Raw genomic sequence first — 16,123 nt, 5'->3', positions numbered from 1 at the left:
ACCTATTCCTTCGACGGCAAACTGCGCGATGTGCATGAGCGCTTTCTGGCCAGCCGGAGCGTCTTTGCATCGATCGCCGGAAGCAATGCGGCACTCAAAGACATTCGACAGATTTCGCTGGCTGCAACGGGCAAAGAATCGGGGCCGTCGCTGGAGATGGTGCGGCTGACATTGACGGATATCGGTTTCGATGTGCCGCGCGCCGCCTTCCTGGCCGATCTCAGCCAGCTTAGTCAGAGTACACTTATGCTGGGCGCGAACTGGACGGCCCTCGAAAGCTTTACGCGGATGGAAGCGCAAGGCCGCGCATTCCAGCGTCTTCTAGCTTTCTTGAACGGGCAATACGTCGTCGCCGCGACGCCCGATATCGTTGGCTTCGACGATCCTGACATGCAGATCTAGGCAGCATAGCCGCAAAGGGAAATGGCATGTCCATGAACGGGTCGCCGGCAGGGTCTTCGTGCCTTGCCGGCGTTCCGTTTCTGGATAAATCAGTTTTGCGCGCGCTGTTTGGTGGCGTCGAGTTCCGTCTTGCTCTCGGTGGTGATCTCGGTGATCTTCGCCGAGGCGTTGATGGCGCGATCGAAAGCATCGCTCATGGCGGCAATGGCTTCGATGGACGAGCCCTCAAGACCGCCCGCGGCTGCCCATTCGAAATTCCAGACGCCAGAAAGACCATCCTCCCCGGCAACGTCGTGGGTCTCGATCGCGGCAAAGACGTCTTCATGGCGCACCATATAGGCGGCAGCGGCCGAAACATCGGAAGGAACGCCTCCATTGGCGTTGTTCGCAAGCTCGGAGAGCTCGCGAGCATTGATCGCGGACTTTCCGTTTTCCTTCAGGTATTCGACCAGAACCTGGCTGGATTTCGCAGCGTTCAGCTTCTGCTCGAACGACGAAGCATGGGAGGTTTGGGTCGGAGGCGTAATGCCGGCGGGGAATGTGATGGACATCGGATACTTCCTCGGCTTTTGAACCGTTGGCATCTATTAACCAGTCGCGTGACGTCCTTATGAAGCGAACGGAATTCCCGGCGACGAAGACATCAGCTCATGCGTTTTTCTGCTCCAATTCCACCAACCGCTCCTTGCAGATCGTCTCGACGAGGCGGTGGAGATGTTCCGTCCGCTCGAGAAGCCAGGCGAGTGCTTCCTCGGTGATCTCGAAGTGCTTCGAATAGCGGGCCTTCACATAGGCCTCGTTGAGGATGTTGTACCAGGCGGTGAAGCGGTGCTGGTCGCGCGGCCAGGCTTCGATGAGCCGGCGGTCATGATCCTCGGCAAGGCCGCGCAGGAATTTGAGGTTGTGCGACGGTGGGCTGTAGTTGGTGAGCGTGAGGAGCAGGCAGGAGTATGCGGATTCAACAGATTGGTGGAGTTCGAACACTGCAAGGTTTAGTTCCCCCTCTGAAAGATAGAACCTGGCGCCTTTGGCAAACGACGTTGAGTATCTGAAGACTCTCTCGAAATGCTCCTTTGCCACCCTGAGCGCATCGGCGGGAGTAAGCCTTCTCGGCTCGGCCAGGGGCCGGTCGTCGAGCTCGTAGAGCACGATGCCTTCGCGCAGGATGTCGACGAAGAAATACTGCCCGTCGGCCAGGAAGTTGTTCACCTCCCGTGCGCCATGCACGATCAGCCCAACCGGGGTCGAGACACCCTTGTCCCATAGCAGCCGGTCGGTTGTTTTATCCCAGTACTGCGGCTCGGCGAGTTTCTTGGAGCTGACGATGACCAGGATATCGTAATCGGAGCGGTAGCCCTTCATCGTATGCGGCTCATCGACAAAGGTGCCGCGGGCATAGGAGCCGAACAGGATGATCTTCAGGATCCGCCCACGCGTCTTGAAGGTGGCCGAGCTTCCCGCGAGGGTATCGGCAAACTCCTCGTGGATGATCTCGACGACGCGGGCAAGCTCCCGCTGCTTCTTCTCGGGCAGATGTTCGAGGCTCGATTTCATATCCCATCGATAGGGCAAAGGCGATTCGCCGTCTACTACCGGAATTCATGGGTACTGCGTTATGAAAGAATTGAAGATTGATCTATCTGAGATAACGAATGACGCCTTGAGTTCTTAGAGGTTGCTCATGAAATGAAAAGGCAACCTGAGCGTTATCGCAAGGATGCCCCAGACCGAGCCTTCTCTATCCTCGGATGGGCAGGTAAGTTTAGATCGCAGCATCGACCTACTGATCGACGATCTCCGGGAGGAACTACGCGAACGGCCCTACGAACCGGTGTCGGTCGCCGGCGGCTAGAAGCATAGAACGTGTTTGCGTTTCGAAGAAACGATCCGGTCGTCCAGGAACAAGCCTTGTCCTCCAAGCGGGAGTATTGGACGGCCGATCAGCTTTACAACGATTTCCTCGCTGAGTTCGGCGGCGATACGAAGGCCTGCTATGTCGACTACGCGTTGAAAGAAGGCCCACAGCCGCCTGATGGGCCAGAAACACTAGGCCAGCGCTGGAAGAAGGCGATAATAGCGATCGATGCTTCCGGCTCTATGGTCGGTCGTACCGGCGGTGAGCGGAAGATTGACGCAGCGAAGGCGGCCGTGCGGAAGTTCCTTGATTCGGTCCCACCCGACGCCGAGGTCGGCCTTCTGGCTTTCGGCCATCGCGGCAATAATGAAGAAAGCGGTAAGGCTGAGTCCTGTCAGGCAGTTGAACTGCTGTCCGGGATGGCCAAGGTGAATAAGCCAAAGATCTCCGATGCCCTGAACAGGGTGAAGGCGACTGGCTGGACGCCGCTGGCCGCAGCCATCACCAAGGCGGGGCAGAGCTTCACGCCCACCTCCGGTGAGGGAGAGCAGGTCGTGTTCGTCGTATCTGACGGGCTCGAAACCTGCGGTGGTGACCCTGTCGCCGCAGCCCGGGCATTGCGCCAGTCGGATGTCAAAGCGGTGGTCAATATCATCGGCTTCAATATTCCCGAGAAGGAGCGCAAGGCCTTAGAGTCGGTCGCCAGGGCCGGAGGAGGCATGTTCACCAATGTGGCCAGCGGCAAGGAGCTGGAAGAACGCCTGCGCGTGGAAAGCGCAAACCTTGAAGAAAAAGTAGCCTATGACAGCGAAGCGCTCGAGACGAAGAACAATAACAATACCAGTGCGCTCGAGGCAAGCAATCATGCCAATACATGCGTGCTTGATATTACGAATAGCGAGAGCACCAGATTTCTCGAACTCTCGAACAGGATGGTTGAGAACGGGCAGACCGATGCCGAGTTCGCTCGCGAGGCCTATGACCGTCTGCGGCAACATCACGAGAAACTAAAGGCGGAGATGCAGACGTTCCAGGACCGGGTGAAGGCCGAAATGAAGGCGGTGAACGACCGCATCGAGCAGGACCGTGAGCGTGTCAAAGCCGCATATTCCAAGCAGTAGTGCAGCCAGCTTGATTGAACTTCCCAATCGGCTGCCGTTCGATAGCGCCAGCAAGTCAACATTCCTTGGAATGTCGCCGGCTTTACGGCTTGTGATGGGATAAAGTTGTTGGCCGAGTTTGCTGATGAGAGGCTGCAGTTGCGGCGGCAGTTCGCTGACATTCATCCGATCAGATGCCACCTGCAGGCATAACATGTCCACTGCGAGCGCGTAGTGAACGGTGCTGTGATTCGGCATGGAATAGGGTCCCGCGAAAACGCCGCCCCGGCAGGGAGGATTGAGCCCGACCCCGTTACCGATCTTCGTAGCTCGAAGCGGCCCGCTCGAAGCAGGTGTCTTGCAATGCTCCGAATGCACAGCGAACTCTTGGCAAAAAGGACTTCGATTCCGTTTATAGTTTGAAATTGATTGCGGTCCAGCTCGTCGCCGAGCGGGACCCCCGCGATTATGAAGTTCCTGCAGTTAATTCAATGAATAGAAAAACATGTGGTGGGGTCCCGCTTTGAGCGCTTAATCACAGGCAAGGCAGTTATCAATGTTCCGCCTATCACGACCGATGCGGCGGCGTGGAGGCAGCCCTGACCCCCGCTGTTGACCAGGTGCTTTAGGACCTGCTTTGAGCCTGTTAGCGCCGACCGGAACGGTGAAGTGCATATCGAATGTCTGCAACTGCAACCTGACCGACATTCGTTCACAGTCCTTGCGCCGATGAAGCTCGTTGCGGTGAGAGCGCCATCCACAATCCAACCGTCGCTGCAAGGCCGCCGATGAGGAACACTGATGCATATCCGGAATGATCTGCGAGCAGACCGACCACAGGTCCCGTTGCTCCATAAGCGAAGTCCTGAAAGGCGACAAAGCCACCGACAGCTGTGCCGCGAACATGCGGGGGAACCCGTTTCACGACTTCGGTACCCATCGCCGGGAAAATCATCGAGCAACCAAGCCCGGTCAGTAACGCGCCGGTAAGCGCCGCATTGGGCCCCGGGGCGAGCCACAACAGATATTGTCCGCAAGCTTCCACAATAAGCGAGACGACGGCCACCCGCGTGCCGCCGACCTGGTCCGGTAGATGGCCGAAGACCATGCGCACCAGCACGAAGCCGACGCCGAAAAAGGACAGGCCAAGTCCGGCATGGGGCCATCCCCGGCTGAGGATGTAAAGTGGGAAAAATGCGCCGATCGCGGCAAAGCCGACACCTTGCAGGCCGACGACAGCACCCGACCGCCAAATCCGGCCAATGATGCGCCAGAAGGATTGCCGCTGCCCAGCCTGCGGCGCCACGCCTGGAAGCCAGTGAATCGCCACGAGCCCAATGAGGGGCAGTATCGTGCAAGCGGCCATCAGCCCCGTGAAGCCTGATCGGTTCAGGGCCGCCATCCCAAGCGGTCCGCCGACAGCGAAGGCGCCATAGATCCCGATGCCGACCAGCGATATGACGCGGCCAGAACGGGCYGGCCCCATCAGTCCTAGCGCCCAACCCATCATGCCGACCATAGCGACGCTTTCGCCGATCCCCAGCAGAAGTCGGCCGACGATCAGGATGGTGTAGCTACCGGCGACAGGAAGTCGTGTCCAACTCGCCAGAAGGCAGACCAAACCGGCCGCGGCATATATCAGAAGCCCCCACCGCATGGCAGGTTTGCCGCCGATGCGRTCGGATAAGGCTCCAGCCCAGCCGCGTGTCAGGATCGTCGACAGGAAGGCAATACCGACCGCCAGGCCGGCATACGTGTTGTCGAGACCGAGCCCCTGAACGACGTGTACAGGCACAGCGGGCAGCGACATGGCCACAGTCAGGTAGGAGAGAAACAGAGCGATCGTCAGCGCAAGGACGCGACGATAGGCGAGATCGGGTTGTTCAGAAACGCGCATGTATACGCACCTTTTTCGTTGTTGCAGGATGCGTTGATTGACGCTGAACGCTTGCGGCCGCTGATGCGGCATGGAAGAGGGAGTGRCATCGCGTTTCGCTGCGCGACTCTTTGCACTCTCACCCTGGGATCCGGACATATTGTGCAAGGGAGCACAGACGGGGCGAGTTCTTGGATTCGGGCCTAGGAGCGAGTACCACCGTAATCCGTGTGCTTGTCACGCCAGATACCGTGCGGGTGCGGCTGAGAAAAGTTGTAGGGGCTGTCCATGACAAGCTCGATCCACAACGAGGGGCCATCGATGCGAACATAGTCGCCCGTTCTCGACAGAGACGGCGAACCGGCAAAGCTCACACGGGTTTGGGCCAGCTCGCTTTGATAACGGGCCATGAACAGGGCGGCGTTGGCGTCGTCGACGTCATGAACGTAGGCGGCGATCACCGCCAAGAGGAGGTCCCGTTGCTGGTCGCTCAACACTGCTGCTGCGATCCCCTCAGAGTTGGCCGGAAACGACCAGTCCCTTCCCGGGCCCATCACCACATCCGAGAATTTGCCATGGATTCGAGCACTCTCGCGCTGACCGTTGTCCAATGAGGCCAGGAGTGCACGGAATGCATCCATGGCAGGCTTTTGAGGCGCGTGCATCACACCGTTGAATTCGAACGGAAAGACTGGCTCGATGCCCCTAAACGATGGCGTCGCGCCGATTAGGATGCCCTCGCGATACGTATTGGACAGAGCGAAATGGTGCCCGCCGAACTGAAGCTGCCACAAACCCGTGTCCGATGGTTCTCCGAGGAATGCAACATAGAAATCGCCGCGACCGTAGCGCTGGTCCTTTCCAATCTGCCGCAGAAAATCGTCAGCGTTCAGGTGCTGCTGAAGTTCTTCGTAGCCTTGGCCTTTCCCGCTGCCAGTCGCCGCGGCAAGCAGGGCATCCAGATGTTGCCATTGCGACGGTGAAAGTGTTTCCAGGCGTAGTCCGATGCGACCGCGCCGGCCCATTCCCCATTGCGGATAGGTATGCCAGCGTGACGCATTCGCCAGCGAGTATGGCCGCAGGAGATCCGATCGCTGCTTGTCAGACAGCGCAGCGGCAAATGCGCGGGCCCGCTCAAGAACGGTGCGGCCATTCGCCAAGGCCGCCGGTGTGGCTGTCGTAACAACGGTGTCGGGCTGGGCCGACGCGAGAGAAGAGTCAACTGGCTCGGTGCATCCGAGCAAAATGGCGCCCAAGGCAAACGTGGAATTGCCGATGAAACCGCGGCGCAAGGGTTTATTTGCGGGGCGCGTTGCGCCCGCCTTGAACATACGCATGTGTTGATCTTTCGAGGTCGTGGAGTTTACCGGGTACGCCGCCTTGGCCGCGCGGCCGACCGGAACGGGCGCCTGATCAGAGAGTCAGCCGGAATAACCGGGCTGGTCAATATCCGCGAGAAGGCTCGGGCCAGCCGGTTCCCATTGGAGAAGTGACCGGGTGCGCGCGCTGGAGACGGCCATGTCGGCGCCCGCCATATTTGCGAACCAGCCAAAGTGCTCACGCTCTCTTGGCTCGACTGGCAAGCCAAGACGACGGCCGATTACTTCAGCGATTTGCCTGAACGGCACGGCCTCGTCGGCGACCGCATGATAAACAGGTTCGGTTACGCCTTTCTCGAGGGCGAACCGGTAGACCTTGGCAGCGTCGAGCCTGTAAACACCGGACCAGCAGTTCTCACCGCTGCCAATATAGGCGGACACGCCTGTCTCTCGCGCGAGGCGAACCACGATGGGAATGAACCCGTGATCGCCTAGGCCATGCACGGACGGTGCAAGCCGCACCGTAGCAACCCGCACGCCGCGCTCTGAGAGTACCCGTGCTGCTGCTTCCGACTTTCGCGGGCCCGCCGGGCCGGGAACATCGGCTTCGGTCGCACCGCGTGGGAGCCCCGATAGGCCGGACGTCACGAGAAGCGGCCGTTGCGATCCTTCCAATGCACCGCCGAGTGCTTCAATAGCGCGCCGATCCTGTTCCGCGTTTTCGGTGAACCTGGAGAAGTCATGATTGAACGCGGTATGGATCACCGCGTCTGAATCCTCGGCAGCACGACGCAGGACATTGATGTCGTCAAGTGTGCCTTCAACGATCTTCACGCCTTGGGCAATCAGCGCCGATGCTTTCTCCCTGTTGCGGGCAAGCCCCGTGACCTTGTGGCCGGCATTCAGTAGCTCGTTGACAACGGCTGAGCCGACCCAACCGGTGGAGCCAGTTACAAATACGTGCATAGGGGTTCTCCTTGTTATTCGTCAGTTGACCCGTACGGAGAGCTCGACATCCTCGGCAAAGGGAAGAGACATGTAGCCCGCAGCCGGCGCGCGCACGCGGTCTAGATATTCCGGACAAAAATCAGCATTGTCCGCTATGATGAGGGCTCCAGGCCTGAGGCGGCTTTCCACCAGACTCAGGATTTCCGGATAGAGCGACTTTGCGCCATCCAGCAGCAGCAGATCGATCGTCTCGGGTAGATCAGTTCTCAGCGTTTCGAGCGCGTCGCCTTCCCGGATTTCGACGAGATCGATAACACCGCCTTCGGTCAGATGCGCACGCGCTCTCGCTACTTTCGAGGGTTCGAATTCGCTGGTGATCAGCCGCCCGCCGCCATTGTCACGCAGTGYTGCAGCCAGGTGCAGTGTCGAGATGCCGAACGACGTGCCGAACTCAACAATGCTGCGGGCTCGGGAACTGCGCGCCAGCATATATAGCAGCAGTCCGGTCTCCCTTGAGACCGGGAGCCACAGATCCTTCATCAAACCATAGAGATGCAGATATTCGGTCTTGCTCCGCATCAGCCGGTTCCGCTCATCGCGCGAGAGCGCTGCGAGGGATGGGCTTTTCGCGGCATCAGCTTCATTAAAAAGGCGATCCAGTAATGGCGCCAGCGGCGCGGTACTAAGCGTGGTCATGTGGTTCCAATCTACAAGGGAGTTGTTTTGTCTCGCGATACTAAATACGATTGTTTCGTCGCATTAGCTAATCGCATTGACAGAGCCCCGGATGACCCATCAATCAACCCATTGCATTTCCTCACGAAAGATGCCGAAGCAGGCCCGCTCAACGGCGCTCGTGGAAGCGATTTTGGAAGCCGCTGTTCAGGTTTTGGCAGAGGAGGGCGCGCGGCGCTTCACCACGGCGCGAGTCGCTGAGAAAGCGGGCGTGAGCGTCGGCTCCCTCTATCAGTATTTCCCAAACAAGGCCGCCATTCTGTTTCGACTGCAAAGCGACGAATGGCGGCGGACGAACCGGCAGTGGGAAGCGATCCTCGGTAACGCTATGTCGCCCCCTCTCGAACGGCTGAGGTCCCTGATTCTCGCTTTTCTCCGTTCCGAGGTTGAAGAAGCCGCGCTCCGTGTCGCATTGGATGATGCCGCACCGCTCTATCGCCATTCCCCTGAATTGTACGAAATTGAGGCGGAAGGCGACCTCATCGTTTCGAGGTTTATGAGCGAAGTCCTTCCAACGGCCACCGAAGCAACCCGGCAATTGGTAGGCGACGTTATTGCGACCACCCTGACCGCCGTTGGGAGCGAGTTCTCGGAGACCCCCAGGTCCGATCCCGAAATCGCAGTCTATTCGGACGCAATCGCTGACATGCTATGTGCGTATCTGGAGCGAATGGCACACCGTCAATCGGGGCAGGAAGCCAGCCCGACAGATCAGCGCRCCGGTGGTGGTATCCAGCTTCAAAAAGGGTGACTTCCAAAGCCATTAATCCGCGGTCCACGAACGCGTTGCCTTCTAGCTGCTTGCCGAGCCGGAAGGTCAGCGAGAAACGGGGGCAGTTCGTTGACCTCTAGGGTCCAGAATGGCGTTGAGCTGAGTGAGCATGAGCCGTCAAATGGGCGGCAATCGCCTGTTCTCTGCGGATGAGAGACACAATGGTCACGACCGCAGGCTTCCAGCAACAATCTACGATCTCCCTATCATCACTGATACGGCGAAGACGCGCGATCACGAAAGTAAACGACACAAAAATGAGCGGGGTCAAACTGGCAAAGTTCGCCATGGCTCGCTACTAACCAGTTCAAGAACGAAATCGACGAAGGCGCGGACCTTCGCCGGGACAAATTTCGCGGGATGGTAATAGGTATAGAGTGGAAAGGTCTCAGTCGACCAATCGGATAGGAGATGGACCAGTTGTCCATCGGCTAGTAGGTGTTGCGCATATAGCTGGAGAAGCTGCGCGACCCCTTGGCCGCCTAGGCACGCACCAACCAGGCTGCCCGTATCATTCACTAGCAGCCGCCCCTTCACCGAGACCGGGATGACCACTTCTCCTTTGTTGAACTCCCACGCGAAGTGACGACCGCTGCTTGGGTCACGCAGCAGCACACATTCGTGCTCTTGCTCAAGATCCTTGGGATGGGTTGGAACGCCGTGGCGCGCAAGGTAGTCGGCCGACGCACATGTGATAACTCGGGTCTCGAGCAGCAACCTAGTGACAAGCGCCGATGATTCCGGAACGCCAAATCGCACTGCGACATCAAAGCCGTCGGCCACGAGATCGCCCATCCGGTCCCGAACGCTGATCTCCAAGGAGAGATCCGGAAATCTGGCTAGAAATGTCTCGACCTTTGGTGCAAGCAAATAATGCCCGAACGCTCCATCCACGTTCACTCGCAGCCGGCCCTGAACGGCTTCTTTTGCGCCGGTTGCGAGGATTGTCGCCTCCTCGATCCCCGACAGGTGAGGTGCAACGGCTTCGTAGAACCGCCGGCCTTCATCCGTAAGAGTAATTGACCGGGCGGTGCGGTTGAAGATGCGAAGCCCCACGCGCGCTTCCAGGCGCGCAACGGCCCGGCTAACCGCAGGTTGCGTGAGTCCGAGCGCCTCCCCTGCCCGTACGAAACTGCCAGCCTCTATCACCGCCGAAAGCACGCCAATCCCGCTTAGCAGGCGCGAGTCGAATGCCATAAGCCCAACTTCCTGTCATTGATAGCTTGACTACTATGCATTTGGAGAATGGATAATCAAAAATTACAAGCTCCTCAATGGCAATGCGATGGGCTTTGTTCAGTAAAGAAGGAGCAGCACGGTGAACAACGAAGGAAGAGTAGCGATCATCACTGGCGCCTCGCGGGGAATTGGCAAGGCGATCGCAGAACAACTGGCGCACGATGGATTCGCGGTCGTTGTCAATTATGCCAACCAGGTCGCTGAGGCGACGCGGACCGTTGATGCCATTAAGGCCTTCGGCGGACAGGCCGTCTCTATAAAAGCGGATGTGGCTGACGAAACCGAAGTTCGGGCCCTGTTCGATAAGGCAACGCACGAATTCGGCGGTATCGACGTGGTCGTGAGCTGCGCCGGCATCATGATCCTCGGCCCGGTGGCCGAATTCGATCTGGATGGGTTCGATCGTATGCACAGGACCAATGTGCGTGGCACCTTCGTAGTCAACAAGTTTGCAGCGCATCACGTGCGCGCCGGCGGTGCGATCATCAATGTCTCAACTTCTGCTGAGCGCCAGGCGCTGCCCGGCTACGCTGCCTATGCGGCCAGCAAGGGCGCGGTTGAAGCCATCGGCCTGATCCTAGCTCGCGAACTCCGCGGTAGGGACATCACGGTCAATACTATTGCCCCCGGTCCCACCGCAACAGACCTGTTTATGAACGGCAAGGACGAGGCGACCATTGATCGTATCGCCAAGCTTAACCCAATGGAGCGGCTCGGCGCGCCCGCTGACATCGCTGAGGTCGTCTCCTTCCTCGCCGGGCGCACCCGCTGGATCAATGGTCAGGTAATCTATGTCAATGGTGGAATGAATTAACGGCATCACCCCGAGCTAACGAGATTAGGGGCGGAGAATGACGTTCCCATATTCAGAGTGACGCAGTCGTTAGCGCAGGCTGGTGCGACAAGAATTTACTCCAATGTCTTTCACAGGTTTGTTTCCGTCGCCATGCGCGGCGTCTGGTGGACAAGATGTTGTCTTGGCTGATGTTCAAGGTGGAACTCTGATTGCTTTCGAACACAAAGCGCTCGCAAATAGTGGAAAAGCCGCCTAGGCGGCGGCTACTCCCTGGCCTAAGAGGTCTACCTTATAGTGCTTGGCGTATTCATTCTCGATCGCGGGAATGATTTTCTCGATAGTGAAGTAGTAGCTCCAAAACTCTGTCTCGCGCAGGTCGTTGACCACGCCATTGTAGTCTTGGAGGCTGGTGACCCTCCACACCATCACATCGGTGCAATCGGCTGTGAACGCTTCACAATCATAGAATGTCATCTTGGCTCCCGGATAGCGTTCAAGAATGGGATCAAGAACATTCTTGCCAAAGGCAAAGCGCCCATTTTCGCCATGGGGGGGCAGTGCCAGCCATTCTGGCGTCGTCTTGATCAACCAGAATATGGTCATTGGGTTTGTGGCAAGGTCGTACAGTGAATTGGTTTCAGTCATTCGATCCCTTTTTCTGCAAACTAAAATTGGTYGTCTATGTCTACTGACCCCCGTGACCCTCGTTTAAGTAGAAGTCCCGTGCGGCGTTAGAGAGAAATACGATTGATTCGTCGTCTTTGGTAATCGCATTCCCGAGTGTGCAGACAGGGGATGCCAACTCACTGATTTCATCGTTGAAAACGACAAAATGTTCAGACATCTGGAACTTCTTGAGACAGTTTCAGGTGCTGCCTTTCGCGTTTCAGGGGCAGGGTGGAATCGTCTGCACTGTGCTCACCCGGCCTACCGCAGTAAATATAGCAAGGAACTCGTCACTAGGCTGTTGCCCAGAAAGTAAGGTGCATTCACTATCGTGTAGTAGAACGGTCTGGGGAAATTGGGATTGATCGCCGTTGTCATACACATCGGCAGGAGATAACCGACACCGATCACCAGTCCAAACGACAGGGCATCGGCAAGGGAGGATATCCCGATTGTATGCAATATTGCCGCTGTCGTGACGATCATTACTATGTTGCACACAAAGGGTCCAAAAATGGTGAGGAGGTCAGGCTGGTTGGCTGGCATAGTTTCCCTTCCCAAGGCTAGCGCGTAATATTTTGGCACCAGGACGCCGTAATATACGCTGCCAAATACGAAACCGATCGCGGCGGCCACAAGAACGCCCCATACACTGATCTGGGTAAACACACTGAAGATCATTGATTGCTCCCTTACTGGAATCTTGTCCTGGCACGATCAAAAGGGCACCGCTGTGGTGCGAGTGATCATAGTCTTCGTCCTCACGCTATGCGGATTATGTGAAGTCGATATAGTACGGCCCAACTGACACTTCACGGCAGTTGGACGATGAGTGGCCCCGATAGATTGCTGCGCCTTCTTCAGCTCATGCGAGTGATGGCCCCCCCGATCACTGCGAAACGCTTGGCGGCTGAACGTGGCGTGTCCGTACGATCTGTTTACCGCGATATCGAACTGTTGCGGCTGTCAGGAGCTCAGATAGAAGGAGAGCGCGGATACGGATATCGATTGATTGAGGACAATGCTCTACCGCCACAGACATTTGACCGCTTGGAAATCGAGGCGATTACAGTGGGACTTGGCGAAGTAAGGCAGATGGGCGACCCCGACTTGGGGCGGGCGGCTGCGGCCGTGCTCGCGAAACTCGCTGCATCCTTGCCGGATGGTCCCGAGCGGCAATTGCTGCATTCAATATCTCATGTCTATCGTCCAAATAGTCGCTATGGTTCGCATTCGCATCTACCAGCAATTCGGCAGGCTTGTTGGGAAGAACAGGAGGTGGAGATCAGCTATCGTGATCAAGGCAGCGCCGCTAGCAGACGCATTATTCGTCCGCTAGCCATCATGTACAGTGACCGTGTCGTTACCATTTTAGCATGGTGTTGTCTGCGAAACGACTTCCGTATGTTCAGGGTCGACCGAATCGATACCCTTGTAAACAACGGAACCAGCTTTCGCCCACGGCGCGTAAGTTTATTGCGCGAATATCTGGCGAAGCTTAATGCAAAATAGGCACTCAGAATGATCTCAGGCGCTATGGACAAATAGAAACCAAATCAGCGGACTTGTGATCCAACACTGCATTTTCGGAGACCGTTTTGGCTCGCAGTGATCTCCCGGGCCGCGCTGCATGTCTCCCCCAGCTGCAGGCGCACTATGGATCACCCAAGTGCTGCCTCAGGCCTTCCATAAAACTGCGGGTTCGGATCGAAAGATGGAGACGGCTGGGATAGATCGCATGGATAGCAACTTMGCTCTTGAAGTTTTCCGGCAAGACTTCCACCAGCTTTCCTGTATTTAGTTCCGTCTCGACGATAAATGAGGGGAGAAGCGCAATACCAAGGCCGGCGAGAGCCGCTACACGGATGGCATCACCGCTGGCAAGATGAGAGTATTCGCTGGCCACCGAGGTGTTGGGCGCATTGATCGAACGTGCTACGTCAAAACCGCTATCGAAAGTGATATGCAGGCTGGGGACGGAACCGGTGGGTATGCGCGATACCAGCTTCCGGCCGACCTTTGCAGCAGGACAAGCGTCCCGTATCTTGACGGCAGCCCATGCCCTCAGAGAATGCAAGCACTTACTGTTGCGACCGTCGCCACAGGCACGGTGTACTTCGGCCCCGCTCGGGCATGGACGCCGGGGGGCCGGCGCTTCCGGCGGTGCAGGTTTGTTCGGAACGCAGGACGACTATGTTAGATTTCTCGAGCTGGTGCAAAGGGCGGCGCGCCGTTGCTCGGCCATGACAGTGTGCGACAGCTCACCACAAACGCCGTTGGCGATTTGTCTATCCCCTTCCTCGGCCCCGTTGGGGCTTCGGGTTCGGGGTTGGGGTACTGAAAGACCCCATCGCCGCCGCAACGCCGCAGGGGCATGGCATTGGAGCGGCGCATATGGCAATCACTGGTTCGTTGATCCGGCCAATGCGCTGACGGTGGTAATGCTCACGAATACCGCATTCGCTGGCATGGCCGGGCCTGTCCCCAATCGAGTCAGGGACGTGGTGTACGCACACCTGTAAAAAACCTGAAACGAATAAAGCAAGATCTGCTAGAATATTACCGAATACGAAAAATATATTTCTCCAGAGGCCGGCGTCCTCAGGAAAAACATGTGAATACGATCGAATCTACGTACTGTGGCGATCATAGGACGCCCTTGATTCCTCAATACGTGGAAGATTATTCCATATCCAAGCATTAATTGCTTCAAGTGCACACAACAATTCCGCGCCCATATCGGTTAGTTCATATTCAACGCGCGGCGGCACTTCAGGGAAGTAGTGACGCACCACTAGGCCATCTCGCTCAAGGTTCCTCAGGGTTAGTGTCAACATACGCTGGGTGATCCCCGCGATCTCTGATTTCAGCGCTGAGTATCGCAAGGTTCGACCGCCGGCGAGCGATAGATGCCAGATCACTTGAATAGTCCATTTGTCTCCAAGTTTTCCGCAAAGTCCATTGGACGGATATGGCTTAAAACCGTGAGGGTCCTCTTTTCGACTAATTGTTTTATCGGTCACCTTCTGCTCCAAAACGTACATTCTTGTGCCTGAGGCTAGGAAGTGTGCTGTCTTCCGATCTAGCCAGAACTGTATATATGGGTAACCCTTGTTCAACACGAGGGCATCGCATGATGGTCGATCGATTTCCAATCCTGGTTTTTGGAGCCACTGGCCGGCAAGGGGGGGCAGTTGCCAAAGCGCTACTGAAAGCCCGGTGGCCGGTCCGTGCCTTCGTGCGCGACGCGGCGGAGCCGGCTTCCATAGCCTTAGAGCAAGCTGGAGCTGAACTCGTGCGTGGGTTGCTCGAAGACATGGATACAATCGAGGCCGCAATGAAGGGGGTGCGCGGTGTTTTCAGCGTGCTTCCGGCCAATCTGTCGGCGGAGGATGAAGTACGATATGGAAGGTCAATCGCTGATCTTGCTGTGAAAAGCGGTATCCACCATTTCGTTTATTCCTCAGGAGCAAGTGTCGGTACAACGCTGACGGGGGTCCCGCGCTTCGATGCGAAGCCTCTCATCGAGGCCCATATGCGCGAACTACCCATTGCGACAACCATTATCCGACCCATGATTTTTATGGAGATGCTCGTTCGGCCAGGTGTTGGCTTGGAGGAGGGAYGGCTGATATCACTGATCCGTCCCGACCATTATATACAACTGATCGCTGTAGAAGATATCGGAAAGATTACCGCAGCGATATTCTCGGATACAGCTCGGTTCGGTGGAGTGACTTTAAAGATTGCTAGCGACCGGGTTACAGGCCATGAATTGGCAGCTGCGTTCACCGAAGTCGCAGGTAGACCTATCGCCTACGGTCGCTTTCCTGAAAATGTTCTGAATTCCAGTGTCGAGTTGGCCCACATGGCTTCAAGCCTCGAGGACGGGCCACTCTCAGAACAGGTAGATCTAAACCTCATGCGCAAACTTAATCCAGAATTAGTTTCGTTTAAGTCGTGGCTTGCTTGCAGCGGCCGAGAAGCCCTCAATGCTGTACTCAATAATCGAAAACCGGCGTAATAATCGGCCCCAGGTAGTGATGTGCAATTTCTTGCGGATACCTGCAGCGAAAGACGTTCTCGGGTGTCGGTTTCCACGCGGAATTAAGCCGCCTGCTGGTCGAGTTGTGTTGTGCCACTCGGCAAACGGAAACCTTTCAGATGTGAATTCCGCCGTGCGACCTCGATCCGCTGGCCTCCGGTGATAATGGCAATGCGTTGAGTGTCATTCATGGTTGATCTCCTTTCAGCGACAGCAACCGCCTTCCAGCCGGCGCCGACCTCGACGCCGTTTCCCGAGGTGTTGAAGTCCGCCTCCGGCTCGTCAGAGAGGAGCGCTATGATGGCGCGGGCATCGACGAACATTAGCTTTCCACAATTCGTCATGGGTTTCGWGCGGAGGCTCTCTCGCT

Annotated in this window: 19 protein-coding genes; 7 read left to right on the top strand and 12 right to left on the bottom strand. The window is 57.0% G+C overall.

From position 1 onward, the window contains the following. The coding region (locus LCM4573_RS28110; protein WP_157895514.1) for a hypothetical protein at nucleotides 1–402 on the top strand (402 nt) is incomplete at its 5' end. A gap of 89 nt (nucleotides 403–491) precedes the next feature. On the opposite strand, the gene LCM4573_RS15705 is transcribed toward LCM4573_RS28110, so the two are convergent. Beyond that, nucleotides 492–953, bottom strand: coding sequence for a hypothetical protein (locus tag LCM4573_RS15705; protein ID WP_071007329.1), 462 nt, complete (start codon nucleotides 951–953; stop codon nucleotides 492–494). A 97-nt stretch (nucleotides 954–1,050) separates the two neighbouring features. Next, complete coding sequence (locus tag LCM4573_RS15700) at nucleotides 1,051–1,956, bottom strand: nucleotidyltransferase and HEPN domain-containing protein (protein ID WP_071007328.1); 906 nt, start codon at nucleotides 1,954–1,956, stop codon at nucleotides 1,051–1,053. Between the two features lie 309 nt (nucleotides 1,957–2,265). Here LCM4573_RS15700 and LCM4573_RS15695 point away from each other — a divergent pair, with 309 nt between their 5' ends. After that, nucleotides 2,266–3,378 carry a VWA domain-containing protein gene (locus LCM4573_RS15695; RefSeq protein ID WP_157895513.1) on the top strand — a complete coding sequence of 371 codons (1,113 nt, stop codon included), beginning with the start codon at nucleotides 2,266–2,268 and terminating at the stop codon, nucleotides 3,376–3,378. A gap of 691 nt (nucleotides 3,379–4,069) precedes the next feature. Here the strand turns inward: LCM4573_RS15695 and LCM4573_RS15690 are convergent. The 4 genes from LCM4573_RS15690 to LCM4573_RS15675 form a co-directional block, all read right to left on the bottom strand. After that, nucleotides 4,070–5,254: an arabinose transporter gene (locus tag LCM4573_RS15690; protein ID WP_071007326.1), complete on the bottom strand. Its 1,185-nt coding sequence runs from the start codon at nucleotides 5,252–5,254 to the stop codon at nucleotides 4,070–4,072. 182 nt (nucleotides 5,255–5,436) lie between these two features. Then, the gene (locus tag LCM4573_RS15685; RefSeq protein ID WP_198539729.1) at nucleotides 5,437–6,570 is read right to left on the bottom strand and encodes a DUF3500 domain-containing protein; all 1,134 of its coding nucleotides are present in this window, start codon (nucleotides 6,568–6,570) and stop codon (nucleotides 5,437–5,439) included. A gap of 84 nt (nucleotides 6,571–6,654) precedes the next feature. Next, nucleotides 6,655–7,518 carry an SDR family oxidoreductase gene (locus LCM4573_RS15680; protein ID WP_071007325.1) on the bottom strand — a complete coding sequence of 288 codons (864 nt, stop codon included), beginning with the start codon at nucleotides 7,516–7,518 and terminating at the stop codon, nucleotides 6,655–6,657. A gap of 21 nt (nucleotides 7,519–7,539) precedes the next feature. Then, entirely contained in the window at nucleotides 7,540–8,196 is a 657-nt protein-coding gene (locus LCM4573_RS15675; protein WP_071007324.1) for an O-methyltransferase, read from the bottom strand. 91 nt (nucleotides 8,197–8,287) lie between these two features. Between LCM4573_RS15675 and LCM4573_RS15670 the strand changes: the two genes are divergently transcribed. Next, the gene (locus LCM4573_RS15670; RefSeq protein ID WP_071007323.1) at nucleotides 8,288–8,986 is read left to right on the top strand and encodes a TetR family transcriptional regulator; all 699 of its coding nucleotides are present in this window, start codon (nucleotides 8,288–8,290) and stop codon (nucleotides 8,984–8,986) included. Between the two features lie 288 nt (nucleotides 8,987–9,274). Here LCM4573_RS15670 and LCM4573_RS15665 read toward each other — a convergent pair whose 3' ends face one another. Then, nucleotides 9,275–10,204 carry a LysR family transcriptional regulator gene (locus LCM4573_RS15665; protein WP_071007322.1) on the bottom strand — a complete coding sequence of 310 codons (930 nt, stop codon included), beginning with the start codon at nucleotides 10,202–10,204 and terminating at the stop codon, nucleotides 9,275–9,277. A 121-nt stretch (nucleotides 10,205–10,325) separates the two neighbouring features. Here LCM4573_RS15665 and LCM4573_RS15660 point away from each other — a divergent pair, with 121 nt between their 5' ends. Then, nucleotides 10,326–11,060 carry an SDR family oxidoreductase gene (locus LCM4573_RS15660; RefSeq protein WP_071007321.1) on the top strand — a complete coding sequence of 245 codons (735 nt, stop codon included), beginning with the start codon at nucleotides 10,326–10,328 and terminating at the stop codon, nucleotides 11,058–11,060. A 234-nt stretch (nucleotides 11,061–11,294) separates the two neighbouring features. Here the strand turns inward: LCM4573_RS15660 and LCM4573_RS15655 are convergent, their stop codons facing one another. Together LCM4573_RS15655 and LCM4573_RS15650 are read right to left on the bottom strand one after the other, a co-directional pair. After that, on the bottom strand, nucleotides 11,295–11,687 hold the full coding sequence (locus LCM4573_RS15655) for a darcynin family protein (protein ID WP_071007320.1): 393 nt from the start codon (nucleotides 11,685–11,687) through the stop codon (nucleotides 11,295–11,297). A gap of 282 nt (nucleotides 11,688–11,969) precedes the next feature. Further along, nucleotides 11,970–12,389 (bottom strand): DUF1761 domain-containing protein, encoded by a 420-nt coding sequence (locus tag LCM4573_RS15650; protein WP_083347472.1) that lies wholly within the window; start codon nucleotides 12,387–12,389, stop codon nucleotides 11,970–11,972. Nucleotides 12,390–12,536: 147 nt separating this feature from the next. Between LCM4573_RS15650 and LCM4573_RS27340 the strand changes: the two genes are divergently transcribed. Beyond that, nucleotides 12,537–13,220, top strand: a complete 684-nt coding sequence (locus LCM4573_RS27340) for a YafY family protein (RefSeq protein WP_083347471.1) — start codon at nucleotides 12,537–12,539, stop codon at nucleotides 13,218–13,220. A gap of 142 nt (nucleotides 13,221–13,362) precedes the next feature. Here the strand turns inward: LCM4573_RS27340 and LCM4573_RS28625 are convergent, their stop codons facing one another. Continuing rightward, a complete protein-coding gene (locus LCM4573_RS28625; RefSeq protein WP_244505337.1) occupies nucleotides 13,363–13,614 on the bottom strand; it encodes a LysR substrate-binding domain-containing protein in 252 nt (83 codons plus the stop codon). A 4-nt stretch (nucleotides 13,615–13,618) separates the two neighbouring features. On the opposite strand from LCM4573_RS28625, the gene LCM4573_RS28935 reads away from it, so the two are divergent. Next, nucleotides 13,619–14,230 (top strand): serine hydrolase domain-containing protein, encoded by a 612-nt coding sequence (locus LCM4573_RS28935; protein WP_407071742.1) that lies wholly within the window; start codon nucleotides 13,619–13,621, stop codon nucleotides 14,228–14,230. A gap of 108 nt (nucleotides 14,231–14,338) precedes the next feature. On the opposite strand, the gene LCM4573_RS27325 is transcribed toward LCM4573_RS28935, so the two are convergent. Continuing rightward, a complete protein-coding gene (locus LCM4573_RS27325; protein ID WP_407071741.1) occupies nucleotides 14,339–14,731 on the bottom strand; it encodes a winged helix-turn-helix transcriptional regulator in 393 nt (130 codons plus the stop codon). A gap of 110 nt (nucleotides 14,732–14,841) precedes the next feature. Between LCM4573_RS27325 and LCM4573_RS15640 the strand changes: the two genes are divergently transcribed. Further along, nucleotides 14,842–15,732 carry an NmrA/HSCARG family protein gene (locus LCM4573_RS15640; protein WP_071007319.1) on the top strand — a complete coding sequence of 297 codons (891 nt, stop codon included), beginning with the start codon at nucleotides 14,842–14,844 and terminating at the stop codon, nucleotides 15,730–15,732. An 83-nt stretch (nucleotides 15,733–15,815) separates the two neighbouring features. Here LCM4573_RS15640 and LCM4573_RS28290 read toward each other — a convergent pair whose 3' ends face one another. Next, a complete protein-coding gene (locus LCM4573_RS28290) occupies nucleotides 15,816–16,076 on the bottom strand; it encodes a hypothetical protein (RefSeq protein WP_198539731.1) in 261 nt (86 codons plus the stop codon). Nucleotides 16,077–16,123 lie beyond the last annotated feature (47 nt).

Origin of the sequence: Rhizobium sp. LCM 4573, from assembly GCF_001854865.1 — a bacterium.
In the GTDB taxonomy this organism is placed as follows: domain Bacteria; phylum Pseudomonadota; class Alphaproteobacteria; order Rhizobiales; family Rhizobiaceae; genus Neorhizobium.
Note: the sequence above shows the minus strand (reverse complement) of the source record. Positions and strands in the feature narration are given on the sequence as shown.

Bases quoted from the DNA above. Each gene is read 5' to 3' on its own strand.
- LCM4573_RS15685 (WP_198539729.1), bottom strand. From the start codon at position 6,570: ATGCGTATGTTCAAGGCGGGCGCAACGCGCCCCGCAAATAAACCCTTG.
- LCM4573_RS28290 (WP_198539731.1), bottom strand. From the start codon at position 16,076: ATGTTCGTCGATGCCCGCGCCATCATAGCGCTCCTCTCTGACGAGCCG.
- LCM4573_RS15665 (WP_071007322.1), bottom strand. From the start codon at position 10,204: ATGGCATTCGACTCGCGCCTGCTAAGCGGGATTGGCGTGCTTTCGGCG.
- LCM4573_RS15680 (WP_071007325.1), bottom strand. From the start codon at position 7,518: ATGCACGTATTTGTAACTGGCTCCACCGGTTGGGTCGGCTCAGCCGTT.
- LCM4573_RS15655 (WP_071007320.1), bottom strand. From the start codon at position 11,687: ATGACTGAAACCAATTCACTGTACGACCTTGCCACAAACCCAATGACC.
- LCM4573_RS15705 (WP_071007329.1), bottom strand. From the start codon at position 953: ATGTCCATCACATTCCCCGCCGGCATTACGCCTCCGACCCAAACCTCC.
- LCM4573_RS15650 (WP_083347472.1), bottom strand. From the start codon at position 12,389: ATGATCTTCAGTGTGTTTACCCAGATCAGTGTATGGGGCGTTCTTGTG.
- LCM4573_RS27340 (WP_083347471.1), top strand. From the start codon at position 12,537: ATGAGTGGCCCCGATAGATTGCTGCGCCTTCTTCAGCTCATGCGAGTG.
- LCM4573_RS15700 (WP_071007328.1), bottom strand. From the start codon at position 1,956: ATGAAATCGAGCCTCGAACATCTGCCCGAGAAGAAGCAGCGGGAGCTT.